17 protein-coding genes are annotated in these 16,749 nt (G+C 34.4%); 7 read left to right on the top strand and 10 right to left on the bottom strand.

Translation table 11 applies throughout. The features are described 5' to 3' along the window. Positions 1-26: 26 nt before the first annotated feature. The 3 genes from NG806_RS15020 to NG806_RS15015 form a co-directional block, all read right to left on the bottom strand. Complete coding sequence (locus NG806_RS15020) at positions 27-197, bottom strand: bacteriocin-like protein (RefSeq protein WP_214829532.1); 171 nt, start codon at positions 195-197, stop codon at positions 27-29. A 194-nt stretch (positions 198-391) separates the two neighbouring features. Then, complete coding sequence (locus tag NG806_RS23100) at positions 392-550, bottom strand: bacteriocin-like protein (protein WP_449243589.1); 159 nt, start codon at positions 548-550, stop codon at positions 392-394. A 75-nt stretch (positions 551-625) separates the two neighbouring features. After that, a complete protein-coding gene (locus tag NG806_RS15015; RefSeq protein WP_261510394.1) occupies positions 626-1,576 on the bottom strand; it encodes an isopenicillin N synthase family dioxygenase in 951 nt (316 codons plus the stop codon). An 87-nt stretch (positions 1,577-1,663) separates the two neighbouring features. Here NG806_RS15015 and menD point away from each other — a divergent pair, with 87 nt between their 5' ends. Beyond that, positions 1,664-3,340, top strand: a complete 1,677-nt coding sequence (gene menD, locus NG806_RS15010) for a 2-succinyl-5-enolpyruvyl-6-hydroxy-3-cyclohexene-1-carboxylic-acid synthase (protein ID WP_261510392.1) — start codon at positions 1,664-1,666, stop codon at positions 3,338-3,340. Here menD and NG806_RS15005 read toward each other — a convergent pair. Continuing rightward, positions 3,337-3,963 carry an aminotransferase class IV gene (locus NG806_RS15005; protein WP_214829517.1) on the bottom strand — a complete coding sequence of 209 codons (627 nt, stop codon included), beginning with the start codon at positions 3,961-3,963 and terminating at the stop codon, positions 3,337-3,339. The genes menD and NG806_RS15005 overlap by 4 nt on opposite strands. Further along, positions 3,947-4,924 carry an aminodeoxychorismate synthase component I gene (locus NG806_RS15000; protein ID WP_261510389.1) on the bottom strand — a complete coding sequence of 326 codons (978 nt, stop codon included), beginning with the start codon at positions 4,922-4,924 and terminating at the stop codon, positions 3,947-3,949. The genes NG806_RS15005 and NG806_RS15000 overlap by 17 nt, the downstream gene beginning before the upstream one ends. Positions 4,925-4,971: 47 nt before the next feature. On the opposite strand from NG806_RS15000, the gene NG806_RS14995 reads away from it, so the two are divergent. The 5 genes from NG806_RS14995 (at position 4,972) to NG806_RS14975 (ending at position 8,350) form a co-directional block, all read left to right on the top strand. Next, a complete protein-coding gene (locus NG806_RS14995) occupies positions 4,972-5,694 on the top strand; it encodes a hypothetical protein (protein ID WP_214829513.1) in 723 nt (240 codons plus the stop codon). Between the two features lie 70 nt (positions 5,695-5,764). After that, the gene (locus NG806_RS14990; RefSeq protein ID WP_214829511.1) at positions 5,765-6,499 is read left to right on the top strand and encodes a beta-carotene 15,15'-monooxygenase; all 735 of its coding nucleotides are present in this window, start codon (positions 5,765-5,767) and stop codon (positions 6,497-6,499) included. A 3-nt stretch (positions 6,500-6,502) separates the two neighbouring features. Beyond that, the gene (locus tag NG806_RS14985) at positions 6,503-7,594 is read left to right on the top strand and encodes an AI-2E family transporter (protein WP_214829504.1); all 1,092 of its coding nucleotides are present in this window, start codon (positions 6,503-6,505) and stop codon (positions 7,592-7,594) included. Positions 7,595-7,606: 12 nt separating this feature from the next. Beyond that, positions 7,607-7,861, top strand: coding sequence for a DUF3820 family protein (locus NG806_RS14980; RefSeq protein WP_214831306.1), 255 nt, complete (start codon positions 7,607-7,609; stop codon positions 7,859-7,861). 9 nt (positions 7,862-7,870) lie between these two features. Then, positions 7,871-8,350: a cupin domain-containing protein gene (locus NG806_RS14975; protein ID WP_261510386.1), complete on the top strand. Its 480-nt coding sequence runs from the start codon at positions 7,871-7,873 to the stop codon at positions 8,348-8,350. Positions 8,351-8,560: 210 nt separating this feature from the next. On the opposite strand, the gene NG806_RS14970 is transcribed toward NG806_RS14975, so the two are convergent. The 4 genes from NG806_RS14970 to NG806_RS14955 all read right to left on the bottom strand — a co-directional run bounded on the left by NG806_RS14970 (position 8,561) and on the right by NG806_RS14955 (position 12,821). Further along, the gene (locus tag NG806_RS14970) at positions 8,561-8,944 is read right to left on the bottom strand and encodes a hypothetical protein (protein WP_261510385.1); all 384 of its coding nucleotides are present in this window, start codon (positions 8,942-8,944) and stop codon (positions 8,561-8,563) included. An 11-nt stretch (positions 8,945-8,955) separates the two neighbouring features. Further along, the gene (gene uvrB, locus NG806_RS14965; protein ID WP_214829494.1) at positions 8,956-10,947 is read right to left on the bottom strand and encodes an excinuclease ABC subunit UvrB; all 1,992 of its coding nucleotides are present in this window, start codon (positions 10,945-10,947) and stop codon (positions 8,956-8,958) included. Between the two features lie 54 nt (positions 10,948-11,001). Continuing rightward, positions 11,002-12,366, bottom strand: coding sequence for a M56 family metallopeptidase (locus NG806_RS14960; RefSeq protein WP_261510384.1), 1,365 nt, complete (start codon positions 12,364-12,366; stop codon positions 11,002-11,004). Positions 12,367-12,449: 83 nt separating this feature from the next. Beyond that, positions 12,450-12,821, bottom strand: coding sequence for a BlaI/MecI/CopY family transcriptional regulator (locus tag NG806_RS14955; RefSeq protein ID WP_214829490.1), 372 nt, complete (start codon positions 12,819-12,821; stop codon positions 12,450-12,452). A gap of 109 nt (positions 12,822-12,930) precedes the next feature. On the opposite strand from NG806_RS14955, the gene NG806_RS14950 reads away from it, so the two are divergent. Next, positions 12,931-14,148 (top strand): PQQ-dependent sugar dehydrogenase, encoded by a 1,218-nt coding sequence (locus NG806_RS14950; RefSeq protein WP_214829488.1) that lies wholly within the window; start codon positions 12,931-12,933, stop codon positions 14,146-14,148. Positions 14,149-14,200: 52 nt separating this feature from the next. Here the strand turns inward: NG806_RS14950 and NG806_RS14945 are convergent, their stop codons facing one another. Then, complete coding sequence (locus NG806_RS14945) at positions 14,201-16,636, bottom strand: TonB-dependent receptor plug domain-containing protein (protein WP_261510382.1); 2,436 nt, start codon at positions 16,634-16,636, stop codon at positions 14,201-14,203. Positions 16,637-16,749: the final 113 nt, after the last annotated feature.

Here is a 16,749-nt window from a genome sequence, read left to right as displayed (position 1 = left end):
GGTTTTGTTATAAAGAACAGATTGTTTTAATAAATAATGGGTTGCTCACCATCGGGACAAATAAATTCTAACCGACACAATGCACGATAGGTAATTCCATCACTACACACATAAACACAGTCTCCGGGAAAAGGATAACTTATTCCTCCAGACATCGTTTTTAATTCTGTTTTTGATAGTTTTTTTAAGTTTTTCATATAGTTTTAATTAAAATTTGATAACAAACTAAAGGTAGTCAAAATAATATTAAGTCAACCTGTTTTGAATTATTTAATCAAAGTGAAGTATTAATCTCTTTTACAGAACCATATTGTTTTAAGATTAATTAAAAAACAGAAACCGCTCCAAAAGTGGAACGGTTTCTTATAATGTTGTAGAGCATTAATATTTTCTACATAGAATCATCTGGACATTTGAAGTCATTACTGCATGTTGCACAAATGACAACACCATTGCAGTAGTACATACAAAAGTCTTCTACTGGTTTGATGATTCCTGCTCCTGAAATAGTCTTTAATTGACCGTTAGTTAGTTTTTTTAAGTTTTTCATACTGTTTTAATTAAAAATTTGATACAGAAGTAAATATATAATTAAAATATGAAATGAAAAACAAAATTTTTGAAATTATTTTTTAATCAATCCTAACTCAATAAGCCTTTCATGCAAAAATTCTCCTGCAGTCGTATCTTCATATAATTTTGGATTATTTTCATCAATACAATTTTCAAGACAGTTAAGAGACATTCCGCTTACAGGATGCATAAAGAAAGGAATTGAATATCTTGAAGTACCCCATAATTCTCTTGGTGGATTTACCACTCTGTGAATGGTAGATTTCAATTTGTTGTTCGTATGTCTTGAAAGCATATCACCAACGTTGATCATCAACTCATCAGGTTCAGCAATAGCATCAATCCATTCTCCTTTATGATTCTGCACCTGAAGTCCTTTTCCTTGGGATCCCATTAGAAGTGTAATCAAATTAATGTCTCCATGAGCAGCAGCTCTTACCGCGTCATCCGGTTCCTGAGTAATTGGAGGGTAATGAATTGGTCTTAAAATAGAGTTTCCTTCAGCTATTTTATCATCAAAATAAAACTCATCCAGACCCAAGTACAATGCTAAGGCTCTTAATACATATTTGCCTGTTTTTTCCAACATCTGGTAAGTTTCTTTACCTACTGTGTTGAATTTGGGAAGTTCGTCAACAATAACATTGTCAGGATACTCTGTCTTGTATTTTGAGTCATCCGAAACATACTGTCCGAAATGCCAAAATTCTTTTAAGTCTCCTTTTTTAAAGCCTTTTGCAGTTTCTTTACCGAATCCTACATAACCTCTTTGTCCTCCAATTCCGGGAATTTCATACTTCTGTTTCGTTTCCGTAGGAAGTTCAAAAAAGTTTTTCACCTCACCATAAAGATCACCTACTAATTGATCATCAAGAAAGTGGCCCTTTAAGGCAACAAAACCAATTTCTTCGTAAGCTTTTCCGATTTCATTTACAAATTTCTGTTTGCGTTCCGGGTTGTCCGAAAGGAAATCACGCAGGTCTACACTAGGTATTTTGTCCATTTTTAGAAATTTAACGTGGGTGCTAAATTACGTCTTTTTTAGATTAAATGATTTTACAATTTAGTATTTATGAACTACATTTGTCATATGAAAAAATATTCTTCTAAGAGAAGTATTCAGATACTAGCAAACCTTCTCCAGCAGTACGGAATTTCAGATGTTGTCATTTCTCCAGGATCGAGAAATGCTCCCATTGCGATTCATTTTTCAGAAATAGATCATTTTAACTGTTTTAGTATTGTAGATGAAAGAAGTGCCGCTTTCGTTGCTCTGGGAATGGCTAAAAGTGAAAAGAAACCTGTTGCAATTACTTGTACCAGTGGTTCTGCAACGGTTAACTATTATCCTGCTGTAACAGAAGCATTTTATCAAAATGTCCCTCTTTTAGTGTTAACTGCCGACAGACCAATAGATTTCGTTGATATTTTTGACGGACAGACCATACGACAGAATAATGTTTTTCATCAACATTCTTATGGAGATTTTCAGCTTTTAGAAGATAAAGAGGAAAATGCTGAGGATATCAATTTTGAGACGATTAAAAAAGCGATTGAACTTTGTTTTGAAAAACAAGGTCCGGTACATATTAATATTCCCCTGGAAGAGCCCCTGTATGAATTGGTTTCAGAACTGCCAACTTTTCCTACAGTTGAAAAAACCATTAAAAAGAAAGAATACGAGATTCCTTCCAACCTTGTTGCAGATTGGAATACTTCTCAGCGTATTATGATCTTGGTTGGAACAAAAGATTACAGTCCGGAATTGGAAAATCAATTGTCACAGTTGGTTAAAAATCACTCAGCTGTAGTGCTAAGTGAGGCGAACTCCAATGTGTATCATGAAAAATTTTTCCGTTTCATAGATCGTTATATTTTTAACTTCACTGAAGAAGACTATAAAAAATATGCTCCGGATTTATTAATTACCGTTGGGCAGAATGTAGTTTCTAAGAAAGTAAAACAGTTTTTAAGAAAAGCCCGCCCAAAACAACATTGGCATCTGGACGAGGTCTGGCAACCGGATACCTATTTTTCTTTAACAGAAAAAATTGAAATAAAACCAGAAATTTTCTTTTCAAAATTATTAAAATTTATCAATCTTGAGCCAAGACCATATTTCAACCTTTGGGATGTCCTCAGAGATAAGAAAGATGCGAAACACGAAAAGTTTTTGAATCTGGCTGAGTTTTCTGATTTCTATTTCTTTAATAAAGCTTCGCAAACAGTACCGGAAAATTATAACATTCATTTCAGTAACAGTTCTGCAATCAGATATGCACAACTATTTGATTTTGGTAAAAGAAGAATGTACTGCAACAGAGGAACCAGTGGAATTGACGGCTGTACCTCTACGGCAATGGGGTTTGCGATCAAGAGTTCTAATCCTACCTTGTTGATTACAGGAGATTTAAGTTTTTTCTATGATATCAATGGTCTTTGGAATCAATATATCCCTCCGTTTGTAAGGATTATCATTTTTAATAATGGGGAAGGAAATATTTTTAAAATTATTCCTGGACCTGGAAATGCCAACCCAAATACTTTAGATGAGTTCATTGCAACAAAGCACCATAAGAACGCTGAATATTTAGCAAAACACTTTGGTTTCGCATATACAAAAGTAGAGGATGACAGAACTTTAGATAGGGTATTAGATAATTTCTTCAAACCGGATACTCAGCCTAAAATATTGGAAATCAATACTCACGGTACAAATAGTGCAGATGTATTAAAGGGTTATTTTGAATTTATGGCAGAAAACTAAATATCCAGATATTCTTCATTACCAGGCAAATTATTGATCCTGTCGATAGGATAAATAAACATATCATCGAAATCATTCAAAGCATTAATCAATTGGAAGTGTGAAAATTGTTTAATGTTTTGTAAGGTGATTTCCATTTCTTTTATTTTCTTTTTCTTTAAAAGGTTTTGTCTTTGAACACCATTCAAAAGATAAGTTGTGGGAGTAAACCATTCTTTACCTTTCATAAATAAAAGATTGGAAAATGAAGTGTCGGTTATATGATTGTTTTTAACAATAATAATTTCTTCAGCTTTAGATTTCATTTTCATTTTTTCTAACTCCTTTCGGTCTTCAAATTTGAAGGAATAATCAAAAGTATTATTTTCCACCAACTGAAAATCCTGTATTTCCGGAATAGCGTAGGGTATCATCTGTGTTCTAACCTTTTTATCCAGGTCATAAGCCACTCTTAGTTTGAAAAGACCGTCTTCGTCATGATCAAGGTTTTTGAAGATTTTTGACAGATCAATAGAGCCTTCCTTACCAAAATGGGCAAATGTTTGATTTACACGCTTTTGGTGGAAATCTAAAAGAAAAACTTCCTGGTCTTCTACTTTAATACTTTCAATAAATTGGAACATAAATTTTATTTTTCATTTCCTGATATTCGTCTTCTAACTTGCTCATATGGGTTATCCCTCCACCACTCTTAAAATACAGAGTGCCATTTTCTTTCTCAATGAAACGGATCATTACACAACTGTCGACATTTTCGCCATCAAACCAACCGCAAACTCCTGTATAATAGCCCCTTTTATAGCCTTCAGCCTTTTGAATGATCTCCAAGGTCTTTGGTTTAGGTGCTCCTAAAATAGAACCTGCAGGAAGTAATTTTTTCATAATACTTCCAACCTTCCCTGAAAATTCAGGCTTTAAATTTCCTGTAATTTCTGAGCTCATCGCGTAGAGATCCTTTTGTTGTGTTCTAATAAGATCAATATGTTGAAACTGATCAACTTTCACATCATCTGCTACCATACTGAGATCATTCCTAAGCAGATCGACTACCGTGTAATGTTCAGCTTTTTCTTTCTTATCGTTTTTCAGAACTTCTTTTGCATTTTCTACTGCAGCATCAATAGTTCCCTTCATTGGGTAAGTATAAATTTTACCATTAATGATCTTTACAAAAGTTTCAGGAGAAAAAAATACGAAAAAATCTTTATAAAAAACTTTATATTTCGCATCGGAGTGAAGAAATATTTCTTTCAAGGATAAATTTGTTTCTATTTTAGTTTTTCGTGTATAATTAACTAAATAAGAGTTTCCAAGACGAATATTTTTCTGAACCTCATCAAATCCATTTTTAAAACTTTCTAATGATTCAGGATATGATTTCCATATTATTTCTTTGTGTAATTCTTCCTTGTTATTAGATGTTGAAATTGACTGAAAATCAATTAATAAGCCTGATTTTTCAATCTCATTCTCCAGATAGATTTCAACCTTCTCACTTAGGAAGTCGATGATAAAGAAAAAGGGAGTTTTCTGAAGAGAAAGCTCGTCCATTTCCATAAATTTTTGATGATTCACTGAAAACATTCGACAAAAGTACTTATTGATGTTTACTTTTGCACAAAATATTTTACATGCAGAACAAATATCCACAGAAACCGGGAATTGATTTTATACTGAAGCAGGCATTTTTCTATTGGAATAAAACTTTAATTTTTCAATTGATGTTTTCCATTATTTACTTTGCGATATTTTTTACAGGAATGTTTTTTTTCGCCTCACGATTTGGGATCTGGGAGCAAAATCAAGAATTGGCTGAAGCTTTTCGTTTAGGAACCAAGGCTTATATGGAGAAAGCAGCTGTTATAAGTGCCACTGAAAATTACAAGAATTTCAGTTATTGCCTTTTAGGGGTTATTGTTTTTCTTTATCCTTTAAATCTCGGGCTTTTCCAAATATTCAGAAAAATTGATCTTAAGGAGAAAATAGTTTTGGGTGATTTGTTTGCGGGTTATAATGGATCTAATTTCTTTAAGTACATCAGTTACTTTTTATTTTGGTTTTTCGTTTACCTGCTGTCGGCACAAACGATTATTCTTGGAATTGTATGGGTTATGGTTACTCTATTTGTTGCTCCACTGATGTTTTTTACCGATAAAAGAATTTTTGAAGCCATTACTTTAAACTTTAAGGCTTTGAAAATGTATTTTGTAGAAATAATGGTTTGCGTTATTGTTGCATTTATATTTAAATATGTTGGATTCGCATTGTTTCTGGTGGGTGGACTCTTTACTTTTCCTTTTTGGAATGCTATAATATATTCATTGTATAAGACCGTTTTTTCAGAAAAAAATTAAATTTTGGCTTTATTTAATGCTTTTTTTATCAAAAAAAATTAAATTTGGTAAAACATTAAAAAATTAAACCATGTCTGGATTCGACGAATTTGATCAGCAAGGCTCCGTACCTAATAGAGATACGGGCTCAATTATTTCGCATGCCTTCGAAATGTATAAAGGAGTTTTTCTTTATGCTATTGTCGCAATGATAGTGTATATCATCGGTGGATTTATAATTCAAACGGTAACAGGATTCAATTCTGCCTCTATGATGGAAGAAATGAGAGATGCTGGTGATGATTTCTCTGGATTTAGCTATTGGAATGCACCGGGATTTCCGTTGTACCTTACCTTATCAGGATTGCTGGGTATTCTCCTTGCTCCTTTGTATGTCGGATTAATATTTATTGTGAATAAATATAACACTAAAAATCCTATTGAATTTGCTGACTTATTTATCGGATACCGTCAGAATTTTGTGAATATATTGATTTACAGTCTGATCTCGGGAGTTATATCCAGTGTGGCTCTATCCATTTGTTTTATCCCGTTCTTTTTTGTTTATCCCTTGTTGTTGTTGGGTTATCCAATTTTATTATTTGAAAATGCTTCAGCAACAGAAGCTTTGGGAAAATCTTTCAATATTGCAAAAGAAAATTATGGTGTTTTTCTTGGAACAACCGTGGTTGGACTGTTAATATCTTTTGCAGGTATTGTACTTTGCTTCATAGGGGTTATTATTACAGCTCCGTTTATTATGGTTGTAATGTATTCTGCATATTGTGCTTTTCTGGGGAAACCAAGACAAATATTGTTAAAGTAAATTATGATAAATAAAGAGAAACAAATAAGCGGGGTGGCAATAAAGCAGGTTTTCTTGCTTGCTATTATATTAGTGTTGACGGGGCTGATTTGTTTTAACCTCGCCCTTTTTATACCTTCGGTTTTGGGGGCACTTACGATCTATGTTGTATGTCGCAAGTATAACTTTTATTTGCAGGAGGTGAAAAAATGGAAACCATGGCTTTCATCACTGGTGTTAATGCTTGCCAGTTTGATCATTCTTATTCTGCCGATCTATTTTATAGCTGATCTATTGATTGATAAACTAGGGAATGCACAGGCTTATATGACCAAGTTTAATGTATTTCTTGAGAAAATACATACTTATATTGATACAAAGTTTGGGTTTGATATATTGAGTAAGGAAAATATGGATAAGGTAAAAGGTTCGGTAGGAAAAATCTCTTCGGTTGCTCTTAGTGGAACCTTTAATACGCTTACCGTAATCATGTCAATGTATTTTATTCTTTACTTTCTTTTAGAAAAACCAAGACTTTTTGAAAAAATATTGACATCATCTGCTCCCTTAAAGAGAGCTAATGTCTCTCTGATCGGCGATAAAATGAGAAAGCTGATTATGGCAAATGCCATAGGAATTCCTGTTGTTGCTATTGGCCAGGGGATTGTGGCACTTATAGGGTACTTTATCTTTGGTGCACCCAGTCCTGTATTACTTTTTGCATTAACAGCTGCTGGTTCCATGATCCCGGTTGTTGGGGCAGCCATTGTGTATATTCCGGTTTGTATTTATATGATTGCTGTGGGTGATACAGGACCGGGACTTGGTCTTGCTGTCTACTGTTTGGTGGTCGTGGGACTGACGGATAATTTGCTGCGTTTTACACTTTTGAAGAAACTGGAAGATATTCATCCCCTTAATACAGTATTTGGAATTATTATGGGAATGAATTTGTTTGGCTTTATGGGGCTGATTTTCGGGCCTATTCTGATCTCTCTTACTCTTCTACTCATTCAGGTGTATAGAAACGAATTTTCAGATGATGAGGCACATCCTGAACTGGAGTTGCCAGATAAGGACAATGATTTAGATAATAAAGTTGATTTAATAGTATAAGTTGTGGAAGGAATAAACCCAGAAATATTGAAAGAAATATGTGTTGCTAAAATGCCGTTTGGAAAACATGAAGGAACTGTACTGGCTGATTTGCCAATTAGTTATCTCGAATGGTTTCAACGACAGGGAATGCCGAAAGGAAAACTTGGAATGCAGCTTTCAACCATTTATGAAATAAAGCTGAATGGCTTGATGGATCTGTTGACGCCACTTCGCGGGGGAACAGTAAATTATGAAAAAATAAAAACCAAGACTTATAAATTTTAATATAAACAGATGGATTCTCAAAAGCTCGTTGATATTTTAAAATTGGAGCCACATCCTGAAGGAGGCTATTATAAAGAAACGTACAGATGTGAGCAGACATTAACCTTAGAAGATGGGAATGTAAGAAACATAAGTACTGCTATTTATTATTTGTTGGAAAATGAAAACAAATCTTCTTTTCATCGAATTAAATCTGATGAATTATGGTTTTTCCATCAAGGAGAGCCTTTGGAAATTGTTTTTATAAAAGATGGGAACCTACATACCGTAATTTTGGGGAATTCTATAGAAAACGGACAGATACCGCAAGTAAGAATTGAAGCCAATTTGTGGTTTGCTGCAAAAATTTCAAATGGGAAAGGTTATTCATTAGTTAGTTGTACCGTTGCTCCTGGGTTTGATTTTTTAGATTTCGAACTAGCAGAAAGAAGCGTATTACTTGAACAGTATCCTGATTTAAAAGAAGTAATTAAAGAATTTACACATTGAGATTTATTTGAATGATTTCCTACTCCTCTAAAGTAAATTTATAATATCTCTAAAAAGAGAACATTGATAATAAAAAGAGACAAGCTATTGCCTGTCTCTTTTTATTTATTAGTAGTGTATTACATGTATAGTTCCTTAAAGTATTTAATGTGTAAATAAAATGGAATTAAATAAAAGAGTCGGTGTCACTTTTTTGTATTTCCAATTTTTTTATTTATTAACTGAATATATTACAGGAACAAGAAAAAGTATAGATCCGATAAAAAACGCAAATGTTAATAAATGAATTCTGTAATCATTAATTCTTAAAAAAATAAACTGGTTAACTATTCTTAATGCCCAAAATCCAGAATTAGCTAATAGAAAGTATTTACCGAAATTTGTACCTGTTATTTCATGATTAAAAAAGAGACATATTAAACCAGTGGTGAAGAAGACAAAAATTATCTGGATGTTTAAGATTTGCATAACTCCTCTGTTGACTTGAGAAAGCTTTTCCAGGTCTTTTTTCCAATTAAAAAACTTCCAAAAGAATAAGTGAAACACACCAAGTATTAAAGAGTAAATCCCGCAAATAATGATGATTGTTTCCATTGTTGTTCTGTTTAGTTTTTCAGACCTGCAATTTCATCACGAAGCTTTGCCGCTTTTATAAAATCAAGGTTTTTTGCTGCCGCTTCCATTTCTTTTTGCTTTTGCTCGATCATCTTCTCAATATCTTCAGTAGCGTAATTTGCTTTGGCTTCGGCAACTTTCTGAATAATTTCCTTTTGGGTATATTTTGAATCAGGGAAATCCTTACTTCTTCCAACTAGATTTTCTGAAATTTTTTTATTTAAAGCAGTTGGTACCAAACCATTTTCTTCATTATGCTGCATCTGTTTTGCACGGCGGTACTCTGTTTCATCTATAGTAGCTTGCATCGATTTTGTCATCTTGTCAGCATATAGGATAGCCTTGCCGTTAATATTCCTAGCCGCACGTCCAACCGTCTGAATCATTGATCTTCTGCTTCTTAGCATTCCTTCTTTGTCGGCATCTAAAATAGCAACCAGCGAAACTTCAGGTAAATCCAATCCTTCTCTTAATAAGTTGACTCCGATCAAAACATCGAAAACTCCCAACCTTAGATCCTGCATGATCTGTATACGTTCCAGTGTTTCAACATCTGAATGGATATATCTGGTTCTTATTCCGAATTTTGTAAAATATTTGGTGAGCTCTTCAGCCATTTTTTTTGTTAGTGTGGTCACTAAAACTCTTTCATCTGCAGCAGATCTTTTATGGATCTCTTCCATCAGGTCATCAATTTGATTTAATGATGGTCTTACTTCAATAACAGGATCCAGAAGTCCTGTAGGACGAATGATCTGCTCAATATAGGATCCTCCGGTTTTTTCCAACTCATAATCGGCTGGTGTTGCCGAAACATAGATGACCTGATTCTGCATGGTTTCAAATTCGTCAAATTTTAATGGTCTGTTATCCATTGCAGCAGGAAGTCTGAAGCCGTATTCTACAAGAGCTTCTTTTCTGCTTCTATCGCCGCCATACATCGCATGAACCTGAGGAACAGTTACGTGACTTTCATCAATGACCATCAGGAAATCTTTTGGAAAATAATCGATAAGACAGAAAGGTCGAGAACCAGGTAGTCTTCCATCCAGATATCTTGAATAGTTTTCGATTCCCGAACAGTAACCCAATTCTTTTATCATTTCAAGATCTAGCTCTGTTCTTTCCTGTAGTCTTTTTGCTTCCAAAGGCTTGTCTACGGAGCTAAAGAAATCCACTTGTTTTACCATATCATCCTGAATGCTTCTGATTGCTCCATTTAAAGTTTCCTTGGAGGTAACAAATAAGTTAGCAGGGTAGATTTGAATCTGCTCAAAATTAGACGTTACATTTCCTGTAACAGGATCGAAACTCTGGATCTTTTCAATCTCATCACCAAAGAACTGAATTCTGACACCATCATCTGCATATGCTGGGAAAACATCGATTACATCTCCTTTAACCCTGAATGTTCCCCTCTGAAATTCGTTTAGAGTTCTTGCATAGAGTGCACTTACTAAAGAGTGAAGAAGTGCCGTTCTTGTCACTTTCTCACCAATTCCAATCGATATAAGGGATTTGTGAAATTCAGATGGGTTTCCGATACCATAGATACATGAAACGGAAGCTACGATTAATACGTCCCTTCTTCCCGAAAGCAAACTTGCAGTAGCAGAAAGACGTAATTTTTCCACTTCTTCATTAATGCTCAAATCTTTTTCGATATAGGTTCCCGTGGTTGCAATATAAGCTTCAGGCTGATAGTAATCATAATAGCTTACAAAATACTCGACAGCATTGTCAGGGAAAAACTCCTTAAACTCCATGAAGAGCTGGGCTGCCAAAGTTTTATTATGCGCTAAAACCAGGGTAGGCTTTTGAACATTGTTTACAACATTGGCTATTGTAAAAGTTTTTCCAGATCCTGTGACCCCTAGTAAAGTCTGATATTTCTCACCGATTTCAATTCCTTCGGTAAGTTTTTCAATAGCTTGAGGCTGATCTCCGGTTGGTTTGTATTCTGAGTGAAGATTGAAATTCATACATCAAATTTATGAAATAAAAAAGAGTCCTAAAGCGGACTCTTACAATTATTATCATTTTTTACCATATTCAAAAGTCATCGTTATTGGAAGTCTGAAGACAGTTGCGGCTGGTTTGCCATCAGCAAGTGCTGGCTCCCATTTTACGTTTTCTGTAGCAGACTTTACCGTTCTGTAAACTTCATCATTAAAAACCCTGTTATTACCATCTGTTGTTATCTTGTCAACTGTGCCATCTTCTTTAATTGAGATAAAAACGTCGGATCGTATATGCCCTTCATTTCCATTAAGAAGACTTCCATTGAAGTTCTTGGAAATTTTGTTTCTTAGCTCATTAATTCCTTGCGGAAATTTTGCCTGAACAAAAGAGTTGTTTGCTGGGGGTGGTGGCGGCGGAACATCAGGGTTTCCAGCCATATTCGCTTTCTTTCCTTTTGTTTTCTCTACTGGAGGAGGTGGTGGTGGAGCCATTTCAGAATTTCGATTGATTTTCCCTTTCTTGGCTGCTCCTTTTTTTGTTGGACGAATGGTATCCGAAGCAATTATTTTGTTCGTTGTGCTTTCTTGTTCGTCAGCTGTTTTTTGTGAAGCATTTATCAACGATATTTTTCCATGCTCTTTTGAGTCATCTATATTTGAAACAGAATTGCTGGCGTATGTTTTCTCCACAAAAAGACCAAAGGCTATTATTAATATGGGAAGTGCCGCTGTTTTTTTCAGCCAGGTAAATTTTGATTGTTTAGTGTTCATCATAATAAATCTTTTTTTTGTATTGTTAAAATTAAATGGATGAGTAAATTCAAGCTTTTGAGAATCAATTATTTCATTAAGGATTAAATTCTGATAATCCCTAACATTGAAATTATTTTCCAGAACAGTCTCATCAGCGAGAAACTCATGATTGGTAATGATTGCTTTTTTATAAAAATAAATAGCAGGATTAAACCATGTTAAGATTTTAATAATTTCGATTAAAAATAGATCCCAGCTATGCTTTTGATCCAAATGGCTTTTTTCGTGTAAAAATATTCGTGGATCTATTTTACCATTGACTAGGTAGTTTTTTCCAAGATAAATGGTGTTTGAAAAAGTAAAAGGAGACAGATTATTTTCTGTTAATATTATTTTGTAGTTGAAGTGAGTTATTTTTTTTCCTTTAATATTTTTAATCTTCAGGATTGAAATGATGGCTTTTACAAGGAGGGCAATAGCAATGATCCCATATATGATCCATAATGCGTTCGCCCAGTCAAAGCTTTCCTGTTTTGCAGAGAGTGATTGTATTTGCTGGGTTGCCTCTTCAAAAATGAGTTGTGATTTCTGTTTTGAAATTGGATTTTCCACTGTAATTGAAATGAAAGGAACCGAGTATGAAAACAGTAATGAAAAAAGTAAGAAAAATCTGTTGAAACGATACATTTTTTCTTTTTCCAATAAAAAATAATACACCGCAATAAGTAGCGAAGAGCATAAAATTATTTTGAGAAAAATGTAAAGCATCTTTAATCTTTTATTTGTTGATCAATTATTTCGCGGAGTTCTATCAACTGTTTTTGAGATAATTTTGCATTAGACGTAAAAAATGATGCAAATTGTGTTACCGAACTGTCGAAAAAACGGTCAATCATAGAAGTCATTTCTTCCTTGAAATATTCTCCTTTACCTACTTTTGGATAGTATTCACGAGAATTTCCATATAATGTATAGCCTACAAGATCTTTATTCTGCATCCTTTTTAATAAGGTTGCGACTGTTGTGGAAGCCGGCTTTGGTTCAGGGTAAAGGTCTAGAATATCTTTCATGAAAACCTTTTGTTTATCCCAAAGAATTTCCATAATCCCCTTTTCGGAATCTGTTAACTTTATTTCTTTCATGTTCTACTTTTTGATAGTTTGTTCTACAAATGTAGAATAAAATTTTGAACACGCAAATTTTTGTGGCATTATTTTTCCATTCATTTTTTAAATCACTAATCCCAATACTATGAAATTCAATAAGTTTTATGTACCCGCTTTCAGTCTTTTCCTACTTTTATCGGCATGTAAAAAGAATAATGCAAATGCCCAGCAGGTCTCAAAGGACGGCGGCGTTGAAACAGAAAAGCCGAATTCTAATTATAAACCTGCATTTGCAGGACAAACGAGAATTAAGGCTGTAAAAACCACAACACCTTATAAAGTAGAAGTCTTAACTAAAGATTTGGGCAGACCTTGGGGCATCATAAATTTACCCGATGGGAAATTTTTAATTACAGATAAGAAAGGTTTTATGAATGTTGTTTCTACTGATGGAAAGCAAATTTCTAAAATTGAAGGATTTCCAAAAGTAGATTCAAAAGGTCAGGGTGGAATGTTGGATGTAGCGCTTGATCCTGATTTTAAAAATAATAATACGATCTATTTCAGTTTTTCTGAACCTTTTGGGAAAGGGAACTTAACTTCCGTTGCAAAGGGTAAACTTTCCGGAGATCTCAAAACTATAACAGATGTGAAGGTTATTTTTCGAGCAGAGCCGTCATATGATGGAGATAAGCACTATGGAAGTAGGTTGGCCTTTGATAAAGAAGGTAACTTATTTGTAAGTACTGGTGAAAGATCAGACAAAGAAACAAGGATATATGCTCAGAAAACAGATAATTACTTAGGTAAAATTCTTAAAATCACAAAAGATGGTAAACCGGCTCCGGGAAATCCATTTATTGGAAAAGCAGGATATAAGCCCGAAATATATGCTTATGGAGTAAGAAATCCTCAAGGAATGGCTATTGACCCAAATGGAAATCTCTGGGATGTTGAAATGGGACCGAGAGGGGGTGATGAGATTAATTTTATCCAACCCGGTAAAAATTATGGTTGGGGAGATGTTACTTATGGTATTGAATATTCTGGAGAAAAAGTAGGACAGGGAATTACTCAAAAAGAAGGAACTGAACAGCCTGTTTACTATTGGGATCCTGTGATTTCACCAAGTGGAGTTACTTTCTATACGGGAAATATCGATGAATGGAAAGGGAATTTGATCATTGGATGCTTAAGCGGAGAACATATCAACCGAATTGTAATGAAGAACAATAAGGTTGTAGGCGAAGAACGTCTTCTGGCTGACCAGAAAGAGAGATTCCGAGATGTACTCGATGGGATGGATGGAAATATTTATGCTGTAACAGACAGTGGGAAATTGTATAAAATATCAAAGAAATAAAATAAATAAATAAAGAAGGCTCCTGAAGTTATCGGGAGCCTTTTTCTATTCTTTAAAATTTGAAATTAAATCTTGCAAAAACCTGTCTTCCTGCAAAACCCATCTGTACAGGATCAAAAATTCCTCCGGATTCTGTGTTACCAGCTGAAACAGCTGTTGTTTGTAGGGTTGGGTATCTGTTGAATAAATTTTTGCTTCCCAATGTCAATGTAATACTCTTCGAAAAATCATACCCAAATGACAAGTCAGTGGTTACTCTTGCATTATAAGTCTGATAGTCATCAGCCCCATTATAGCCGATTAATGTAAGCTTGTCAAATCTAACCAATTGTAAATTAGCATTGAACTTTGAAATTTTATAATTCAAGCTTAAGTTTATTTTTGTTTTAGGTGCTGAGGCTAAGATAAATGCCCGTTCTCTTGGGCTCAGATAAATGTCTTCTTTGCCTTTTAATCTGTCGGAAGCATTTACAGATGTGATTTGCATTTCATTATAGTTTCCGGCTAAACTTGCAGTTAATTTTCCATTTCCAATAATTTCATTGTAGCTTAAAATAACATCAACACCTCTTGTTTTGGTATCTATAGCATTAGAGAAAAACTGTGCCTGATCTATATATGGATAATCTATTTGAACCTGTTCCGGAAGATCTGTTCGGGCAAAATTACCAGTTAAAACAATTCTGTTTTTCACTTTAATATAATAACCATCAACAGTGGCTGTGAATTTTCCAGTGTTAAATGTAAATCCAACACTTCCGTTTAATGATGTTTCTTGTTTTAATTGCGGAATTCCAACGTCTTTAGCAAGTTGACTGTCATTTGAGGCTAATTGAATAGTTACTAAATTACCTCCCTGAAAATTGGTGAATTGTAGAGCATAGTATTTTTGTGCTAAAGAAGGTGCTCTGAAACCAGTGGAAACAGAACCACGAAGGGCAAATTGAGAAGTTATGGCATATCTTGTTGCGAATTTTCCATTAATGGTGCTTCCAAAATCATTGTAGTTTTCAAATCTTCCGGCAAGACTTACCATCCATTTTTTGGTAATATCCAGTTCAGTATCTACATAAGCAGCAAAATTGTTTCTACTTTTATTTACTTCCTGAGAGTATCCTGGAAAACCCTGTGAACCGCCGGGTCTTGTGTTGCCATTTAAAGGGTTTGTTACCAATAAATTTTGTGGTGTACTGGAGGTTACAATATTTCCATTAACGTCATACATAGCATACGAAGCTTCTTCACCTTTAATAACATTAAATTTTTCATATCTGAATTCAGATCCAAAAGCGATATTTAATCCCTCCAGTACATTGAATTGTTTTGTCGCATTAAAGCCTGTCGTATTTTGTAAGATAGAATGTCCCCCTGCATTAAAACTGGTAGGTGATTTTACACCCAGGGTTGCATTGATCGTATTATCAATCTGATAAGTAAATCGGTTACTTCCGAAAGCATTGTAAAAATCAACATCCCAGCCGGCAACTTTGAACTTCAGGCCATTATCGAACGTGAAATCTGTTATACTTGTATCTTGGATTGGATTAAAACCATTTGGGTATACTTCTGGTACATTTCCGTCAGCATTTGCTTTTCTGGTCCACGCATTGGCATCTGTATTTCTTTGGGAGAAACCGGGATGGGAGTAAAATTTTAGATTGTCAGATAAAGGAACTTCGATATTTCCAAAGAAGTATACATTTTGAGATTTTGCGTCACCAAAACGTTGTCTAGGAGCATCATAGATTGCTGGATTTGCATTTCGAATAGAATATTCTTTATTGATGAACTCAGCTGTAAAATTGGCAAAACCACCCTGAGAGCCTATTTTCGTTCCATAATTCCCACTGAAATCAAAAGTATTTCCATCTATTTTGTGGTCGGATACAACATCATTGCTTCCTGGACTTTTAAAGAGATTCATTCCATAAAAAGCATTTCCTTCAAATCCTTTATTCCGATCATTCAGTACAATATTAATGACCCCGGCAATAGCATCGGAGCCATATTGGGCAGCTGCTCCATCACGAAGTACTTCCACTCTTTTGATTGCTCCGATAGGGATGGTATTCATATCATAACCTGTATTTCCTCTTCCTTTGGTGCCGAAAAGATTGATAAGTGAAGATTGATGATATCTTTTGCCGTTCAATAAAAGTAGAGTTTGATCTGGTCCCAGTCCTCTTAAAGTCGCAGGGTCTACTGCGTCTGCACCATCTGATCCGGATTGCTTATTGGAATTGAATGAAGGGGCAGCAAATTGCAAAAGCTGATTGACCTCCACTTGCCCTGTTGATTGGCTTACTTGTTTAATATCAATGACATCAATGGGTACTGGAGTATCTACTACGGTTCTTTTTTTATTCCGGCTTCCGGTTATAGCAACTTCCTCAATTTTTGCTTCTTTAGAAATAGTATCGTTCACTTGTTGCGAATAAAGCACGGAAGTCGTGCCCAGAAATAAGGCACTTAAGTATTTAATTTTCATATATATCAAGTTTCTGTGATTGGTAATTCTATCAAAAGTATTGATTTTTGTTTTTAAATCATCAGAAAAAATCACTATTCTTTGAAAAGTATTATGAAAAATAAATGTATTGC

The organism is Chryseobacterium paludis, from assembly GCF_025403485.1.
Classification (GTDB): domain Bacteria; phylum Bacteroidota; class Bacteroidia; order Flavobacteriales; family Weeksellaceae; genus Chryseobacterium; species Chryseobacterium paludis.
This window is presented reverse-complemented; position numbering and strand designations above follow the sequence as displayed.

Coding starts and splice junctions, on each gene's coding strand:
- NG806_RS15020 (WP_214829532.1), bottom strand. CDS start 197: ATGAAAAACTTAAAAAAACTATCAAAAACAGAATTAAAAACGATGTCT.
- NG806_RS14945 (WP_261510382.1), bottom strand. CDS start 16,636: ATGAAAATTAAATACTTAAGTGCCTTATTTCTGGGCACGACTTCCGTG.
- NG806_RS15005 (WP_214829517.1), bottom strand. CDS start 3,963: ATGTTCCAATTTATTGAAAGTATTAAAGTAGAAGACCAGGAAGTTTTT.
- NG806_RS14970 (WP_261510385.1), bottom strand. CDS start 8,944: ATGGAAACAATCATCATTATTTGCGGGATTTACTCTTTAATACTTGGT.
- NG806_RS15000 (WP_261510389.1), bottom strand. CDS start 4,924: ATGTTTTCAGTGAATCATCAAAAATTTATGGAAATGGACGAGCTTTCT.
- NG806_RS14960 (WP_261510384.1), bottom strand. CDS start 12,366: ATGTATCGTTTCAACAGATTTTTCTTACTTTTTTCATTACTGTTTTCA.
- NG806_RS14955 (WP_214829490.1), bottom strand. CDS start 12,821: ATGAAAGAAATAAAGTTAACAGATTCCGAAAAGGGGATTATGGAAATT.
- NG806_RS14975 (WP_261510386.1), top strand. CDS start 7,871: ATGGATTCTCAAAAGCTCGTTGATATTTTAAAATTGGAGCCACATCCT.
- NG806_RS14990 (WP_214829511.1), top strand. CDS start 5,765: ATGTCTGGATTCGACGAATTTGATCAGCAAGGCTCCGTACCTAATAGA.
- NG806_RS14950 (WP_214829488.1), top strand. CDS start 12,931: ATGAAATTCAATAAGTTTTATGTACCCGCTTTCAGTCTTTTCCTACTT.
- NG806_RS14985 (WP_214829504.1), top strand. CDS start 6,503: ATGATAAATAAAGAGAAACAAATAAGCGGGGTGGCAATAAAGCAGGTT.
- NG806_RS23100 (WP_449243589.1), bottom strand. CDS start 550: ATGAAAAACTTAAAAAAACTAACTAACGGTCAATTAAAGACTATTTCA.
- NG806_RS15015 (WP_261510394.1), bottom strand. CDS start 1,576: ATGGACAAAATACCTAGTGTAGACCTGCGTGATTTCCTTTCGGACAAC.
- menD (WP_261510392.1), top strand. CDS start 1,664: ATGAAAAAATATTCTTCTAAGAGAAGTATTCAGATACTAGCAAACCTT.
- NG806_RS14995 (WP_214829513.1), top strand. CDS start 4,972: ATGCAGAACAAATATCCACAGAAACCGGGAATTGATTTTATACTGAAG.
- uvrB (WP_214829494.1), bottom strand. CDS start 10,947: ATGAATTTCAATCTTCACTCAGAATACAAACCAACCGGAGATCAGCCT.